Origin of the sequence: Lactococcus garvieae subsp. garvieae, from assembly GCF_029024465.1 — a bacterium.
GTDB classification, from domain to species: Bacteria; Bacillota; Bacilli; order Lactobacillales; family Streptococcaceae; genus Lactococcus; species Lactococcus garvieae.
Genome location: NZ_CP118950.1, coordinates 1435905 through 1452106, shown reverse-complemented (window position 1 = coordinate 1452106; position 16202 = coordinate 1435905). Strand labels below are relative to the sequence as shown.

General features: G+C 39.6%; 18 protein-coding genes and 1 pseudogene. 18 read left to right on the top strand and 1 reads right to left on the bottom strand.

What is annotated here, in order from left to right:
* Positions 1-92 precede the first annotated feature (92 nt).
* The 8 genes from PYW30_RS07185 to PYW30_RS07150 all read left to right on the top strand — a co-directional run bounded on the left by PYW30_RS07185 (position 93) and on the right by PYW30_RS07150 (position 7292).
* On the top strand, positions 93-2015 hold the full coding sequence (locus tag PYW30_RS07185) for a fructose-bisphosphatase class III (RefSeq protein ID WP_042218732.1): 1923 nt from the start codon (positions 93-95) through the stop codon (positions 2013-2015).
* Positions 2016-2061: 46 nt separating this feature from the next.
* Positions 2062-2814 (top strand): MurR/RpiR family transcriptional regulator, encoded by a 753-nt coding sequence (locus tag PYW30_RS07180; protein WP_031285849.1) that lies wholly within the window; start codon positions 2062-2064, stop codon positions 2812-2814.
* 131 nt (positions 2815-2945) lie between these two features.
* The gene (nagA, locus tag PYW30_RS07175; RefSeq protein WP_042218735.1) at positions 2946-4094 is read left to right on the top strand and encodes an N-acetylglucosamine-6-phosphate deacetylase; all 1149 of its coding nucleotides are present in this window, start codon (positions 2946-2948) and stop codon (positions 4092-4094) included.
* A 143-nt stretch (positions 4095-4237) separates the two neighbouring features.
* Entirely contained in the window at positions 4238-4660 is a 423-nt protein-coding gene (locus tag PYW30_RS07170) for a PTS sugar transporter subunit IIA (RefSeq protein ID WP_019299559.1), read from the top strand.
* Positions 4661-4936 (top strand): preprotein translocase subunit YajC, encoded by a 276-nt coding sequence (gene yajC, locus PYW30_RS07165; RefSeq protein WP_019335611.1) that lies wholly within the window; start codon positions 4661-4663, stop codon positions 4934-4936. It begins immediately after the preceding gene.
* Positions 4937-5024: 88 nt separating this feature from the next.
* Positions 5025-5501 (top strand): PTS N-acetylgalactosamine transporter subunit IIB, encoded by a 477-nt coding sequence (agaV, locus tag PYW30_RS07160; protein ID WP_042218737.1) that lies wholly within the window; start codon positions 5025-5027, stop codon positions 5499-5501.
* A gap of 152 nt (positions 5502-5653) precedes the next feature.
* Complete coding sequence (locus PYW30_RS07155; protein WP_019294305.1) at positions 5654-6463, top strand: PTS mannose/fructose/sorbose/N-acetylgalactosamine transporter subunit IIC; 810 nt, start codon at positions 5654-5656, stop codon at positions 6461-6463.
* Positions 6453-7292, top strand: coding sequence for a PTS system mannose/fructose/sorbose family transporter subunit IID (locus PYW30_RS07150; protein ID WP_014025198.1), 840 nt, complete (start codon positions 6453-6455; stop codon positions 7290-7292). Before PYW30_RS07155 ends, PYW30_RS07150 begins: the two co-directional genes overlap by 11 nt.
* Positions 7293-7331: 39 nt before the next feature.
* Here the strand turns inward: PYW30_RS07150 and PYW30_RS07145 are convergent, their stop codons facing one another.
* Positions 7332-8081 carry a MurR/RpiR family transcriptional regulator gene (locus PYW30_RS07145; protein ID WP_042218740.1) on the bottom strand — a complete coding sequence of 250 codons (750 nt, stop codon included), beginning with the start codon at positions 8079-8081 and terminating at the stop codon, positions 7332-7334.
* Between the two features lie 154 nt (positions 8082-8235).
* Here PYW30_RS07145 and PYW30_RS07140 point away from each other — a divergent pair.
* The 10 genes and pseudogenes from PYW30_RS07140 to nusB all read left to right on the top strand — a co-directional run.
* Positions 8236-8403, top strand: a pseudogene (locus tag PYW30_RS07140) (1-phosphofructokinase); the annotation flags it as partial.
* A gap of 13 nt (positions 8404-8416) precedes the next feature.
* On the top strand, positions 8417-8896 hold the full coding sequence (locus tag PYW30_RS07135) for an HAD family hydrolase (RefSeq protein WP_232254548.1): 480 nt from the start codon (positions 8417-8419) through the stop codon (positions 8894-8896).
* A 154-nt stretch (positions 8897-9050) separates the two neighbouring features.
* Positions 9051-10202 (top strand): SIS domain-containing protein, encoded by a 1152-nt coding sequence (locus PYW30_RS07130; protein ID WP_019335604.1) that lies wholly within the window; start codon positions 9051-9053, stop codon positions 10200-10202.
* 14 nt (positions 10203-10216) lie between these two features.
* The gene (lacC, locus tag PYW30_RS07125) at positions 10217-11146 is read left to right on the top strand and encodes a tagatose-6-phosphate kinase (protein ID WP_042218742.1); all 930 of its coding nucleotides are present in this window, start codon (positions 10217-10219) and stop codon (positions 11144-11146) included.
* Positions 11147-11171: 25 nt separating this feature from the next.
* A complete protein-coding gene (fba, locus tag PYW30_RS07120; RefSeq protein WP_023889227.1) occupies positions 11172-12029 on the top strand; it encodes a class II fructose-1,6-bisphosphate aldolase in 858 nt (285 codons plus the stop codon).
* Positions 12030-12147: 118 nt separating this feature from the next.
* On the top strand, positions 12148-12801 hold the full coding sequence (locus PYW30_RS07115; RefSeq protein WP_019291592.1) for an HAD family hydrolase: 654 nt from the start codon (positions 12148-12150) through the stop codon (positions 12799-12801).
* Between the two features lie 112 nt (positions 12802-12913).
* A complete protein-coding gene (locus PYW30_RS07110; RefSeq protein ID WP_023889226.1) occupies positions 12914-13963 on the top strand; it encodes a M24 family metallopeptidase in 1050 nt (349 codons plus the stop codon).
* Positions 13964-14119: 156 nt separating this feature from the next.
* On the top strand, positions 14120-14677 hold the full coding sequence (gene efp / locus PYW30_RS07105; protein WP_019291590.1) for an elongation factor P: 558 nt from the start codon (positions 14120-14122) through the stop codon (positions 14675-14677).
* Between the two features lie 88 nt (positions 14678-14765).
* Positions 14766-15167, top strand: coding sequence for an Asp23/Gls24 family envelope stress response protein (locus PYW30_RS07100; RefSeq protein WP_003132981.1), 402 nt, complete (start codon positions 14766-14768; stop codon positions 15165-15167).
* Positions 15160-16134 (top strand): transcription antitermination factor NusB, encoded by a 975-nt coding sequence (gene nusB, locus PYW30_RS07095; protein ID WP_019291589.1) that lies wholly within the window; start codon positions 15160-15162, stop codon positions 16132-16134. The genes PYW30_RS07100 and nusB overlap by 8 nt, the downstream gene beginning before the upstream one ends.
* Positions 16135-16202: the final 68 nt, after the last annotated feature.

Genomic DNA, 16202 nt, shown 5'->3' with positions numbered 1-16202 from the left:
AGAAGAAAGCGCTTTACTATGAATGTTAAAAATACTATAATGTAGGCATGTTGCTTTTATCAAGAAGCAAGAATTAGAGGAGATAACAGATCATGGATGAAAAGTACTATAAGCTGCTGAAAGAACAGTTTGTATCCAAAGAAGCAGTCTTAACTGAAATCATAAATCTCAGCGCAATTTGTGAACTTCCTAAAGGTACAGAGCATTTTGTAAGTGACATACATGGGGAATACGATGCTTTTAATCATGTCTTGCGTAACGGCTCAGGTTCGATTAAAGAAAAGCTCCGCGAATGCTTTCCTGACTTAGACCCTACCGAAATTTCAGAGCTGGCAACTTTGATTTATTATCCAGAAGAAAAGTTGGCTTCCAAAGAAAGTCAGCTTTCGCAAGAGGCATTTGCTTATTATTGCCGTGAGAACTTGATTTCCTTATTGAAAGTCGCGCGTTTTGCAGGGAAAAAGTATACACGGTCGAAAGTGCGTAAAGCTTTTCCAGAAAAATTCCGCTATATTCTTGAGGAATTAAAACATGAAGTTGAATCAAGTTCTGAAAAACGTGCTTATTTTGACTCGATCATTGAAAAACTTCAACATTTAGGTGAGCTTCCAAACTTGATTACTGCACTTGCGGATAGTGTGAGACGTTTGACTGTTGATCATTTACATGTGGTAGGTGACATTTATGATCGGGGCCCTTATCCTGATAAAATTATCGATCGTCTAATAAGTATGCCTTCAGTGGACGTTCAGTGGGGCAATCATGATATTATCTGGATGGCCACTTTGGCAGGTTCACCGCTTGCGATGATGAACGTTATTCGTATTAGCTCCCGTTATGGTAACTTGGATATTCTTGAAGATTCCTATGGGATTAATTTACGTCCGTTGATTGAATATGCGGAGCGGTATTATGAGCCTAGCCCAGCCTTTGCTCCTCGTTTGACGGAAGGAGAATATCTGTCGCAGGAGGAGTGTGACTTGCTGAATAAACTCCAACAAGCGACAGCAATCTTGCAGTTCAAGTTAGAAAGTCAATTAATTGCACGGCGCCCGGATTTTCATCTGGAAGAGCGGGATGTTTTGCATTTTATTAATTATGATGAAAAACGTATCTCCCTCAAAGGCAAACAGTATGATTTGCAAGAATTTCAAGCACCGACGGTTGATCCAGTTCAACCGGAGCAGTTAAGTGCTGAGGAAGAAATTTTACTGAAAAAATTGCTGAAAAATTTTAAGGCTTCCCAAAAGCTCAAAAAACATATTGATTTTCTTTTAGAAAAAGGTTCAATGTATCTTTCCTACAATGGCAATTTACTGATTCATGGTTGCTTACCCCTTCATGAAAATGGTGACTTTAAGTGTTTCAGGCTTGAAGGAGAAGCTTATTCTGGACGTGAACTGCTCGATTTATTCGAAGACCATGTGAGAAAGAGTTTGGCGCATCCTGATGTCCAAGAAGATTTATCTACAGACTTACTCTGGTATCTGTGGGTGGGAGAATCTTCTTCACTTTTTGGTAAAGAAGCGATGACCACTTTTGAGCGTTATTACATCTCAGACAAAGCAACACATGTGGAAAAGAAAAATCCTTACTATCGTCTAAGAGAAGAGCCTGAGACAATTTGCCGCATTTTGAAAAATTTTGGTATGGATGAAAAAGGTCATATTATCAATGGACATACACCGGTCAAAGAAAAGAAAGGTGAAGAACCAATTAAAGCAGGTGGTAAGCTGATTGTGATTGATGGCGGCTTTTCTAAGCCTTACCAAAAAGAAACTGGAATTGCAGGATACACTTTACTTTATAACAGTTATGGCATGCAGCTGGCAGCTCACGAGCCTTTTAAAACGATAAAAGCAGCTGTCGAAGACGGCAGTGATATTGTGAGTGTCAAGCGATTGGTTGATCGAGTAGAAGAAAGGACCTGTGTTAAAGATACCAATATCGGTCAGGAGCTTTTGAAGACAATTGATGATTTAGAGTATCTTTTTGAAAACTATGAAAAATATTGACTTGCAATGGTAGAAAATACAAGATTTGAAGATAAAGGAGTGACGCTTGAAAACATTAAGTGAAGCAGAGTCGTATTGTTGGAATCATATTCAAGATAATTTAAATCGAATCCCTAATCTATCTATTTCGATATTGGCCATAGAATCACATGTCAGTGTTTCCACAGTGAATAGAACGCTGAAAAAAATGGGCTACGAGGGTTATTCTGACTTTAAGCAAACTATTCGTAATACCAAAAACGAGCGACGCAAAAATGGCTTTTCTAAAGAGGTTAATCAAGCTATCCGTAAAAATGAAGTCGAAATTACACGGACCATTAATCAACTTTCAGCAGATGATATTGAAGCTGCTATTAAGTTGATTGATCATCACAGCAAAATTATGATTTTTTGTGCAGGACTGAGTGCGAATGTTGCGCGGGAAATGATGGATAAGCTGCAACTCTTTGGAAAACTTTGTGTCATTCACGATGATTTTGACTATATGCAGTATTTTGCAAGTAAAGCCAATCGTGATTATCTCATCGTTGCTTTTTCTTTGAGTGGCGAAACACCTGAGATTGTACAAGCACTTCATAAAGCCAAAAATCGGGGAGCAAAGATTATTGCACTCGTGGGAGCAATGCCGAGTCCCATCGGAAGTCAAGCTGATGTTTGTATCCATGCTTACAAATCAACTCAAAAAACGATTAATTTTGGTTTAGATGTGGGGAGTCGCCTGTGTTTACAAGTTGTGAACCGCATCTTGCTGGATGCTTTTGCCCTTTACAAAAATTTGGCACCTATTCGTGAAGATTAAATAAGACAAGCAGAGAAGATAAAAGCTCTGCTTTTTTTTGGGAAAATTTTCCTCTTATTTAAGGGGCTTTTTGGAAAATTTTCCCCTTATTTCTGATTTATACTAAGAAAAAAGGTAAATGGAGGCAAGATATGACTTACTATATTAAAGCGGATAAATTTTTTTATCCTTATCACACACGCAATGGTGGCTATTTAGAAATTAAAGAAGGGAAATTTGGAAAACATAGGCAAGAAGTGCCTCAAGATGCTGAAGTCAAAGATTATACAGGATACTGGATTGCTCCAGGATTGGTGGATACACATATACATGGTTTCGATGGTGCAGATGTAATGGATGGGCAGTCAGAGCTTCTTGACAAGATAAGTCAAGGCTTACTTAGAGGAGGTGTAACTTCTTGGATAGCTACACCATTGACAGGAGAGCATGAGCATCTTAGAGAAGTCTGCGAAGTAGTTGGAAATTATGAGCCCACAGCTACAGGAGCCAAAATACAAGGTCTTTTCCTTGAGGGACCCTACTTTACTTCTGAACATAAAGGTGCACAAAATCCCGCTTATATGTCGGATCCAAATATGCAAGAATTTGAAAAGTGGAACCAAGCAGCTCATGGTATGATTCGAAAAATAGCTGTCGCTCCTGAAAGAGAAGGAAGTATAGAATTTATCCGAGCCCTCACAAAACGAGGCCTCACGGTTGCTTTGGGGCACTCTAACGCTACCTTTGCCCAAGCAACAGCGGCGGCAGAGGCGGGTGCTACTGTCTTTGTTCATACATTTAACGGCATGAGCCCCTTTAACCATCGGGAACCCGGAATAGTTGGCGCAGCACTGAGCCTTCCGAATACCTATGCCGAGCTGATCTGTGACGGGCATCATGTACATCCGACAGCGGCTAAAATATTAATACAAAGTAAGGGCGCAGCGCACACGGTCTTGATTACGGATGCGATGCGTGCTGCGGGAATGCCCGATGGTGATTATATGTTGGGAGAATTTCCTGTACGTGTCGAAGGAGGCGCGGCCCATCTTAAAGAAGGAAACAGTTTGGCTGGCTCTGTCCTCATGTTAAAGGATGCGATTAAAAACGTAGTAGATTGGGGGATTGCAACACCGGAGGAAGCGCTTATGATGGCAAGCTTAACTGCTGCTAAGTCTGTCAATATTGATGACTGCTGTGGTCAAATTAAAGAAGATTATAATGCTGATTTTATCGTTTTAAAGTCCAATATGGAACTTTCAGAAGTATATGTCAATGGTAAACAGGCCATGTCCTCTTAAAGATCGAAATTAGAGATAAAGATAAAGCAAGATTGTAAGCGATTAATTCCGGAAAATTTACCAAAAATATAGGTCTTATTTGGAAAAATTTCCTATAATTCATAGCTTATAATAAAACTAAATTTAGAAGATAAGGAGAGATGATGAAAGCTTTAATTTCTGGGCATGCACATTTTGCAGAAGGCATGAAGAGCGCGGTGGAATTAATTACCGGACCACAAGCAGACTTACACACACTTACTTTTGATGAAGCAACTCATCTTGAAGAATATCAAAACGCTTTAAATGATTTTTGTAAAAATGGTGAAGAAGTAGCTATTTTTACAGACCTACTTGGAGGGACGCCTTTTAATAAAGCCATGATAGCTAAAGGAGGGAGTGAGAGTGTGCACATTTTTACGGGCACGAATCTTCCGATGCTGATTGAGTTTGTTTCTCAAGGAATGATGGGAACAGAAATAGATGTAATGCTTGATTTGTCTGTTTCAACAGCTCAAGATGGTGTTACTCTTGACTTAGAATTAGGTAAGAAAGTGCAAGAAAGCGAAGAAAGTGATGGCATTTAAATGACGGCACAATTTGTTATCAACAGTTCACTTGTTTTTATTGGTTTTCTTCTTCTAGGGGGTGCGTTTTATAGCATTGTGAGTGGTTTACAGTTCAGCAAGCGGAAAAAAGTTATCGCCGAGCTGCATCAGACTCTTGCCGTAGGGAGTGAGGTCATGTTTAGTGGCGGCTTGACAGGAGTGGTTACTGATTTAGATGAAGAATTCTGCCGCATAAAGCTTGCGGATAAGTTGGTGATTAGAGTTTCACGTTATGCCATCACGCAGATATTGTAAAACGTTCATTTCCCTATCTTCTAGGATGTTAAATAAAATTTGAGTAGGACAAACAGGTTCCTATTCTCTATTAAGAAAGGTCATTATTATGCCAAATATTTTACTTACTCGTATTGATAATCGCTTGATTCACGGTCAAGTTGCCACACAGTGGAACAGCTTTGTCGGCTCCAACCTTTTGCTTGTTGCAAATGATGATGTGGCAAGCAATCCACATCGTCAAGCACTGATGGATATGGCTGCACCGACTGGAGTTGCGACACGCTACTTTAGTCTCCAAAAAACGATTGACATTATTAGTAAAGCTGCTGATCGCCAATTGATTTTTATTATCTGTGAAAATCCTCAAGATGTGTTACGTCTTGTTGAAGGTGGTGTACCCATTAAAAAAGTGAATATCGGTAATATGCACATGTCAGAAGGAAAACGTCAAGTTGCAACTGTTATCGCCGTGGATGACGATGATGTGGCAGCATTTAAGAAACTGAAAGGACTTGGTGTTGAGCTTGAGATACAGCGCGTGCCAACGACAGCAATAGAGCCATTAGATAAGCTCTTCAAATGATACTCGTGATACATTTCTAATTTTGGTAACAAGAGGATTTTGCAAGAAAATAGAGTATTTATTGTCAAGTGAATTTATTTTTCTCGTTTTGATATTATAGGCTCTCAATTTTTTGGTTAAAATCCAACAAAAAAATATAAGGAGAAAAACTTATGGATGCTTCCATTTTTCAGATTATTTTGATCTTTGCAGTGACTTTTGTCGTTGCCATTGACCAATTTAGTTTACTTCAATCTTTGTACCAGCCTATTGTCACCGGTTTGGTTATCGGCCTTATTCTCGGTGATGTTCAAACCGGCTTGATTGTTGGTGGTACTTATCAACTGATGACTATTGGTAATATGCCGGTTGGTGGGGCTCAACCACCAAATGCGGTTATCGGTGGTATTATGGCAACAGTCTTGGCTATCACTCTGGGTCTCCAGCCCGCAGCAGCCGTTGCCACTGCTATCCCATTCTCATTGCTAGGTCAATATGGTGTAACCTTGATCTTCACAGTTATGGCACCGGTAATGGGTGTAGCGGATAAATATGCAGAAGAAGCAAACCCAGCCGGAATCGCGAAAATTAACTGGCTAGCGATGTGTGCACTCGGAACAATCTTTGGTATTGTCGTAACGCTCTTCTTTATTGGAGGGAAAGCCTTTGGAGATACAGTAGTAAATGCTATTCCAGCCTGGCTTATGAGTGGACTCGGTGCATCCGGAAACATGATGCGTTATGTCGGTTTTGCAATCTTGATTAAAGTTATGGTTTCAAAAGAACTTTGGGGCTTCTACTTCCTAGGCTTCGTGCTTGCTGTTATTGTTACCGGTATTGAAGCGCTCAAAGGTCCAGCATTACTTTTACTCGCCGTAATTGGTTTTGCATTCGCCTACTGGGATTTCCAAATGAATACAAAACTCAAAGCAGCTGCTGCAGCAGCACCAGCTAGTGAAGGAGATTATGAAGATGGTATTTAATATTCCTGATAATTATTCTAACCAAACGCCAGCACCACAACTTGATAAAAAAACACTCAACAAAATGGTTTGGCGCTCCGTTTACCTCCAAGCATCTTTTAACTATGAACGGATGCAAGCCGGTGGATGGCTCTACTCGATCTTGCCCGGTTTGGAAAAAATCCACACGGACAAAAAAGACCTTTCAGCTTCAATGGCGCACAATTTAGAGTTTTTCAACACACACCCATTTTTGGTTAACTTTGTAATGGGGATCGTGCTTTCACTTGAGCAAAATAAAACAGATATTCAGACGATACGTGCCGTTCGTGTTGCAGCGATGGGACCACTTGGAGGGATTGGTGATGCACTCTTCTGGTTCACGCTTGTACCAATTACGGCAGGGATAACAGCCAATATGGCGATTGCGGGAAATATCGCAGCACCGTTCATCTTCCTCTTTATTTTCAATGCTGTACAGTTCGGCTTGCGTTACTTCCTGATGCATTGGTCTTACCGAAAAGGAACAGATGCTATCAGCATCATGACTGCTAATGCAAAAGAATTTACACGTGCAGCTTCTATCCTTGGTATTTTCGTAGTGGGGGCATTGACTTCAGCTATGGGAGCTACTTCAGTAAACATTGTCATTCCAAATGGTGAAGCTGAAATTAATATTCAATCCATCTTAGATGGTATCTTGCCATCAATGTTGCCGTTAGGATTAACTTTACTTTTGTTCTATCTCATGCAGAAGCACAAATGGACACCTATCCGTTGTATCCTTTTACTCCTCTGCCTTGGTATCCTTGGCTCAGGAATAGGTATCTGGCCTTCAATCTGGCCGTAAATATAAAAAAGTAAGTGTGGGACAAAGACACTTACTTTTTTATATTTCTTTTTTTCTTAAAGCATAAGAGTCAAGTAAAATTCGTGAAAGAATAGTCAGAGGAAGTCGTGATCGTACTTCATAGTCTGGGAAGAAGGAGCCATCTGATTTAAAACCAACTAGAGCAACATCAGATAGGGAGGTCAGCGTGGATTCACCCGCTGTCGTAAGGAGAAGAGTTGCAATATTGTGTTGCTGACAATTTTGTGCAGCATTTACTAATTCTGGAGTTTCGCCATTTAAAGATATGAAAAGGACAGCATCTTCGGGGGATAATTTTTTACTCATGATTTTAATGATTTCAGGGTCTGTAAAGAGTTCACAGTATTTTTCTGTAAGCTGAAACTTAATCATCATTTCTTGGGCAACCATTTCTGAAAAACCACGGGCAAATAAAATGAGCCGTCTTGAAGCAGTGATAATTCGAATTGCTTCTTCAAGTTTCTGGATGTTAATCATTGAGATGGTGCGCATGACTTCTTGCTCATTTTTGGTAATGACGAGACGAATACCTTCATCTTCTTGATCAAATTGTGAAAAATCTTCATGCAACTTTCTTCGCTCTTTGAGTTTATACTTGAAGTCGGCATAGCCAGAATACCCTTTTTTCTTTAGTGTACGCACAATTGTTGCTGTTGAAACAGCAGCTTCAACACTTAATTCGGTGATGGAATAGTTAGGGATTTCTATAATATTACGCTCAATATAATTCCATAAATATTGCTCAGAGTCGCTTAGTTTAGTACTCACAGCAAACCTCCCCGTTTTCTAAGATTTATTACTCTAAGTATAGCAAAATTAAAAATAGAAGTGTAACGTTTTTCAGAAATATCCAAAATTTGTAAGCGGGTACATAAATAATACGTTATGATAATACTATGATAAAAAGAAAGTGAGGTGTTCAATGATTTACACAGCTACACTAAATTTAGCAATTGATCTGTTTATTGACACCCAGGAGATGTCTCCTAAAATAGTGAATCGTACAGAAGAGTATGATGTTCAAGCCAATGGAAAAGGTGTCAATGTTTCTTTGATCTTGCAGCAACTCGGAGTGACAAGTACAGCACTTGTGGCCGTTCATTTTGGGAGAAGATTTTGATAAGAAAGATGCGGCAAGGTTACAAAAAGAGTTCTTCACCTATAAAAAGAGTAGCCATTTTCCCATCGAGGAAATGCTGTTTCCTGATGTGAAAGTTGTCCTGCAACGCTTGTCTGAAACAAAACTAAAGATTGGTTTAGCCACAAGTTCGTCACACGATGAAATTGCTGAAGTTCTTGATACACATAATCTTCGTAAATATTTTGAGGTTATTTCATCTGGCGAAGATTTTCCAGAGTCTAAGCCCCATCCTGCCGTTTATTTGTCTGCCATGAAGCAGTTGAATGCCAGAGCATCTGATGTGCTTGTCATTGAAGATTCACCCAATGGTATTGCAGCGGGAAAAGCAGTGGGAGCAACCATTTGGGCGATTAGAGATCAACGATTTGATAGTGACCAGAGTCATGCAGACAGACGTGTTGAGCATTTAACTGAAGTATTGGAACTTCTTGGTTTTTCATGATGTGACAAAATAATTCTATGGAGCATTGAAACATTCCCTTGAAATCAGGAAAAATTTCCATTTTGGTAAAGTGCCATTTGGAAAATTTTCCTATGGTTATCACCTTATAATAGATACCATAAGCTTAAAGAAAAATAGAAATCGAGGGAATAATATGCTTCAATTACCAGAAGAACGACTCAAAGAACTAGGTGCGGCTATCACCGTTAAAGAAACTTTAGGGCAACCAGACTTATGGCGCAAGGTTTTCGGAGAATACGCAGAAAGAAAAACAGAGATTGATGCTTTCTTAGCAAAACTTATCGAAAAACATGGCTTTATCCGAGTAATTTTTACTGGGGCAGGTAGCTCGCAGTATGTGGGTGACACCGTACTTAAAAGCTTAATTGAGCTGGGAGATACGGAACATTTCCGTTTTGAATCAATCGGAACAACGGATATCGTAGCAGCCCCACAAGCTACGTTGGAGCAGAATACACCGACCTTGTTGGTTTCATTTGCACGCAGTGGAAACTCCCCTGAATCTGTTGCAGCAGTCAATATTGTAGAAGAGCTAGTCCAAGACAGTTATCAGTTGGTAATTACTTGCGCCAAAGAAGGCAAGCTCGCTCAGCAAGCCCTCACCATGGAAAATGCGTTGACTTGTATCTTGCCAGATGAGTCTAACGATAAAGGGTTTGCAATGACAGGCTCATGCAGTTCAATGACGCTTTTATCAACGCTTATTTTTTCAACAGAAGAACTTTCGGAAAAAGAAAAGCAGGTCAGCGTTGCCGCGGATTTAGCTGCAGATGTTTTTCAGCGAGAAACGGAAATTGTAAGTTTTTTAAATGACGATACAGACCGTATGGTTTACGTGGGCTCAAGTACACTTTCAGGTTTTGTACGTGAAGCTCAACTCAAGGTTTTGGAATTAACAGCAGGAAAAATAGCAACCATGTTTGACAGCTCGATGGGCTTCCGTCATGGACCTAAATCTTTCATTAATGAAAATACTGTCGTTTTCGTCTTTGCTGCCAATAACGCTTATACACGTCAATATGATTTGGATCTCTACAAAGAGGTTGCCGGTGATGCAATTGCTCAGCGAACAGTCGTCATCGGACAAAATCTTACTGAAGGTTTTACGTATAAGGAAGTACCAGAGCTTAAAGAAGCATATCTTGTCTTCCCAGCATTTGCATTTGCTCATGTCATTGCCTTGAATGCTTCAATTTTGGTGAAAAATACGCCTGATACACCTTCAGCATCAGGCACAGTGAACCGTGTCGTAAAAGGTGTGATTATCCATCCTCTGGAAAAATAGGAGAGCAGTAAACCATGAGTATTTTAACAGTCACACTTAATCCTGCTATCGATATTTCTTATCCATTGGAAGCCTTTCACTTAAATACGGTCAATCGTGTGGCACAGGTTGGTAAAACGGCTGGTGGTAAAGGGCTTAATGTATCACGTGTGCTGAAAGAACTAGGTGCAGAGGTCTTGGCGACAGGATTTGCTGACGATATCTTAGGTGCGGAGATTGTCGAGAACTTAAAAGGTGAAGGCATTGATAGTCGATTTACTAAGATTTCTGGAAAGACACGCAACTGTATTGCGATTTTACACGAAGGACAACAGACCGAGATTTTAGAAAAAGGACCACAGATTTTAAGGCAAGAAGCAGAAGAGTTTATTGACAATTTTAAAGCAATGTTATCTGAAGTTGAAGCAATTGCCATTTCTGGTTCTCTGCCTGATGGCTTACAGGAAACTTTCTATTCTGAGCTTATCGCAATTGCCAACAAGCAAGAGAAAACAGTTGTTTTGGATTGTTCGGGGCGCTCACTTGAAGCAGTGCTTAAAAACCCACATAAGCCAAGTGTAATCAAACCCAACTTGGAAGAGTTGACGGATTTGTTAGGGAAGGAAGTCACCTTAGAAAATATCAAAGAAAGTTTACAGGATAGGCTTTTTAACGGTATTGAGTGGATTGTGGTTTCTCTTGGAAAAGAAGGCGTATTTGCTAAAGTTTCCAATGACTTTTATCGTGTGCAAATCCCCAAAATAGATGTAGTAAATCCGGTCGGATCCGGCGATGCGACTGTTGCAGGGCTTGTTTATGGGATAAGCCAGAATGAAACTGTTGAGAATACCTTGAAAGGTGCTAATGTATGTGGCATGCTCAATGCGCAGGAGGCGAAGACAGGTTATATTAATCGGACAAATTATCAAGCTTTGTTTGATCAACTCAAAGTAGAAAAAATATAAAACAAAGACGTGAAGAGGAGAAAAAATGGTACTTGTAAAAAGTAAAGAAATGATAGAAAAGGCATTTAAAAATGGCTATGCCATTGGGGCCTTTAATGCAGAAAATATGGAAATGGCGGAAGCAATCGTAGAAGCAGCGCAAGAGATGAATGCCCCCGTCATTGTCCAAACAACTTCGGGTACGCTCAATACGACACCCCCAGAAATGTTCTACCATATGGTTAAAGCAGCAGCAGACAAGGTCTCAGTGCCTGTAGTGATGCATCTTGATCATGGGGATGATTTTGAACGCGTCGCACGTTGCTTGCGTACAGGTTATACCTCGGTAATGATTGATGCTTCGAAAAAACCATTTGAAGAAAATGTCGCAATAACCGAAGAAGTGGTCAAGATGGCACATTCGATGGGTATTCCAGTAGAAGCTGAACTAGGTATTGTTGGTGGAAAAGAAGATGGCAATAATGCAGAGACGGTAGCTTTTACCGATCCAGAAGAAGCTGAAAAATTTGTCAAAGCTACAAATGTTGACTTTTTAGCTATTGGTATCGGCAACTCACACGGCTTTTACAAAGCAGAACCAAAGTTACAATATGATATCTTAGAGGCTGTCAAAGCGAGAACGGGTGATGTACCATTGGTCCTTCACGGCACTTCAGGGATCCCTGACGAAGATGTTTCAAAAGCTGTTGCTATGGGCATTGCTAAAGTTAACTATGCCACTGAACTCCGCGCTGTTTTCACAAATGCTATCAAATCCTACATCTCCGAAGATGAAAAAGTCGTAGATCCGAAAAAATACAACTCCGCAGCTAAACAAGCAGTCAAAGAACTTGTGAAACAAAAAATTCAAGTGCTTGGTTCTGATGGAAAAGCTGAGGAGTGATGGTGCGCAGTAATCTAAGTGATTCAGTATATCTAAATAAAAAAACAAGATAAGCAATACCTCATATATTACATCTCAATATAAAAAAATAACCGCTTACTTATGCTATAATAAAGCTATGAAATTTAAAGCAATTGTATTTGATATGGACGGTGTTTTGGTAGATTCAGAACGTTTTCACTCTAAGGTTTTAGATAACTTTTTCGTTGAAAGTGGTATTGATGCTAGCCATTTAACACCAAAAGATTTTGTCGGCAGTGTTTTGAAAGACATGTGGCCAAAAGTATTACGTGATGAGTTTACAGAGGCGCATGCAGCGCAAGTGCACCAAGAATTCTTAGATTACGATGCACAATTTCCGATTCCTTATAAGGAGCTACTTTTACCTGGTGTTACGGACGCCTTGAAGACCTTTTCAGAAAAGGGATATAAAATGGCCGTAGCTTCAAGCTCTCGTCGTCATGAGATTGCTGAAGTCTTGGATACGCATGATTTACGCCAGTATTTTGAGTTTTTCTTGTCAGGGCAGGACGAGTTTGAGCAGTCTAAACCTAATCCAGCTATTTATCTGGCTGCTATGGAAAAGCTTGGTGTAGAACCTTCAGAAACCTTGATTATTGAAGATTCGCATTATGGTATTATGGCTGGTAAGGCGGCTGGAGCCACTGTTTGGGCAGTTAAGGATAACTATTTCGGTATTAATCAAGAGCAAGCAGACCGTTTTATTGAGACACTTACGGATGCCAAAAATTTGTTGGCGGAATCAGAATAAAGGAAAGAACTTCTGCTTTTAGGAGTTCTTTTTTCTCTAGATAAAGATTCAATATTATAGTTCAGACTTTGTTATAATAGAAGAAAACATCCCAATTAAAAAGGAGAAATCAATGAGAATCAGTAACTTAAAAGAAAAAATAGCACGAGAAAATTTAGATGGCTTAATCCTTACTGATATGAAAAACATCTACTATTTGACGGGTTTTTCGGGTACAGCTGGAACGATTTTCATGACAGCAGAACATTCCTACTTTATGACGGATGATCGTTATATTGGAATTGCACGCCAATTGATTACGGGGTTTGAAATCATCCAGACACGTGATGCCTTATCTGAAATTGCTGACCTTGCTGAAGACCTTCAAGCTATTGGTTTTGAAGATACAGTTGATTTTGCATTTTATCGTGTATTAGCGGAAAAATTAAAGAAAGCGAAACTTGTTCCTACGACAAATTTTGTAGCTGAGCTTCGCCAAATCAAAGAGGTCGATGAAATCGCCACAATCAAGAAAGCTTGTCAAATTGCTGATAAGGCCTTTGAAGCTGTATTGAGATATATCGAGCCAGGCAGAACAGAAATAGAAGTCGCTAATTTTCTTGACTTTAAAATGCGAGAAATGGGCGCAAGTGGCATCTCTTTTGACACAATCGTTGCTTCAGGAAAACGCAGCAGTTTGCCACATGGAGTAGCAACCCATAAAATGATTGAGTTTGGGGATCCTGTAACCATTGATTTCGGCTGTTATTATAATCATTATGCAAGTGACATGACAAGAACAGTCTTTGTTGGCGAAGCAAGTCCGAAGATGCGTGAAATCTATCAGACAGTACGTCAAGCAAATGAAGCTCTGATCGCAGAAGCAAAAGAAGGCATGTCTCTTGCTGACTTTGACAAAGTGCCACGCGATGTCATTGAAGCAGCCTCATACGGAGGACACTTTACACATGGGATTGGTCATGGTTTAGGCTTAGATGTACATGAAATTCCTTACTTTGGTGCTAAAGCAAAAGGAGCACTCATGTCCAATATGGTCGTTACGGATGAACCAGGAATCTATATTCCTGACTTTGGTGGTGTACGGATAGAAGACGATTTGCTTATTACTGAGGAGGGCTGTCAGGTACTGACCCAATCGCCGAAAGAACTTCTCGTTCTTTAATTTGAATTCTTGCTTCAAGAGCTTCATTTGCTCTAAAGTTTGTCTGAAAGAAACAAACATACATTTGAAAAAAGGGTGAATTTGTGCTAAAATGAATTGTTAAAAGCTGCCTCTTTGGGCGGTAAATAGAATATTCACTAGGAGATATATATAATTATGGTAGCAGCAAAAGACCTCAAAGCCGGAATGACATTTTTGAACGGAGACAAACTCCTCCGTGTTATGGAAGCAAGTCACCACAAACCAGGTAAAGGTAACACAATCATGCGTATGAAATTGCGTGATGTGCGTTCAGGCTCTACATTTGACGATACATACCGTCCAGAAGACAAATTTGAACAAGCTGTGATTGATACAGTGCCTGCACAATATCTTTACCAAATGGACGATACAGCTTTCTTCATGAACAACGAAACATATGATCAATATGAAATCCCTGTTGAACAAGTTAAAGAAGAATTGCTCTATGTCCTTGAAAATACAGATGTAAAAATCCAATTTTACGGTACAGAAGTCATCGGGCTTCAATTGCCAACGACTGTTGTCCTTGAAGTCGCTGAAACTCAACCTTCTATCAAAGGTGCAACAGTAACAGGTTCAGGTAAGCCAGCAACAATGGAAACAGGCTTGGTTGTTAACGTCCCTGACTTTGTTGAAGCAGGAACAAAACTCGAAATCAACACACAAACAGGTGAATACCTTAAACGTGCATAAGCCGTTTTGAGCTAGCTCTCCCACAAGGTGAGGAGTTATAAAAGCCCTGCTCCACGGAGAAACAAAAGAAAAGATAGAGGAGAGAACTATGGCAGATACAACTGTTCATACTGAAGAACTTGGTGAAATCGTTATTGCACCAGAAGTTCTTGAAGTAATTATCGGTATCACAACTGCAAAAATCGATGGTGTTTATGCATTACGCAACAAGCATTTTTCAGATAGCCTCGGCAAAAAATCAGAAGGCCGTGGTGTTTATATCGAAAGCAAAGACGACAAAGTTGTTGTCAACATCTATGTTTACTTGGCTTTCGGTATCAACGTCCCACAAGTAGCCATGAATATTCAAAAAGAAGTGAAAGAAGCAGTTGAACAAGCAACAGAAATCGTAATTGATGATGTGAACATCCACGTAGTAGGTATCGTTCCTGAAAAATTACCAAAACCAAGCTTTGAAGATTTGTTTGATGAGGGTTTCTTTGATGCCTAACAAGCTAACGCAACATAGCATTCGTCAGCGCACTGTGCAAACTCTTTTTGAATACGAAATCAGAAAAGCAATGTCAGAAACGGTTTTGACAGAGTTCAAGAACAATGTCGAAAAGATTAATCGTGAGTTGGCAAAACCGATTCGTTTTGATGTTGCCTACAAAGATGAACGCATTACAGTACGTGATTTTCCACGCTTTTTCACAAAACCATTAAAAGAAATTGATAAGATTTATGAAATTTTAGATATTCCAAACCGTGAAAAAACAGCTGTTTACAAAGCTTTGAGTTTTATTCGTGATTTTGGTGGTTATACGAAACGTATGACGGATCAAGAAGCTATTGATTTGTACAAAGATGTATTCATGAACCTGAACTTGGTACGCCTTTTCAATATTGAACTTGAAGAAGAAAATATTGCGGTTCGTGTCCGTGATTTCTTGCGTGCAAGTTTCCGATCAGAGACAGCAGAGCAAAAATTAGAGGTTTTCAACCGAGTTTTCTCTGATGTTCATACAAGTGTTCGTGAAAAGATTACAGTTGATCTTTTCAAACCTTTGACGGTTCAAAATGAAGTTTCTGAAATTTTGGCGATGACTGAGCCAAAATTTGCCACAGCTTCTAAAGATATCTTAGTTCAAGCCAAAACTTTTGCTTTGAATTATGATAACGATACAGATGAACCCGTAGAAGCACCCGCTTATTTTTCAGAATTGGTGGACGGCATCATAGAGAAACAAAATGTTCTTGATGCTGCTTTATCCGAGCATTTAGCAAAAGGTTGGACTTTCTCGCGCTTAACAACAGTGGAGCAAGCCTTGCTTCGTCTAGGTGCCTATGAAATCCTCTTTACTGAAACACCGGATTTGGTTGCCATTGATGAGGCTATCGAACTGACTAAAGATTTCAGTGATGAAAAATCAAGTAAGTTTATCAACGGTATGTTGACTAATTTAATTAAAAAATAAAATAAAAGACACAGAAAATTTACGTTTCTGTGTCTTTTATTTGATATTTAATATTAATATTAGCAAAT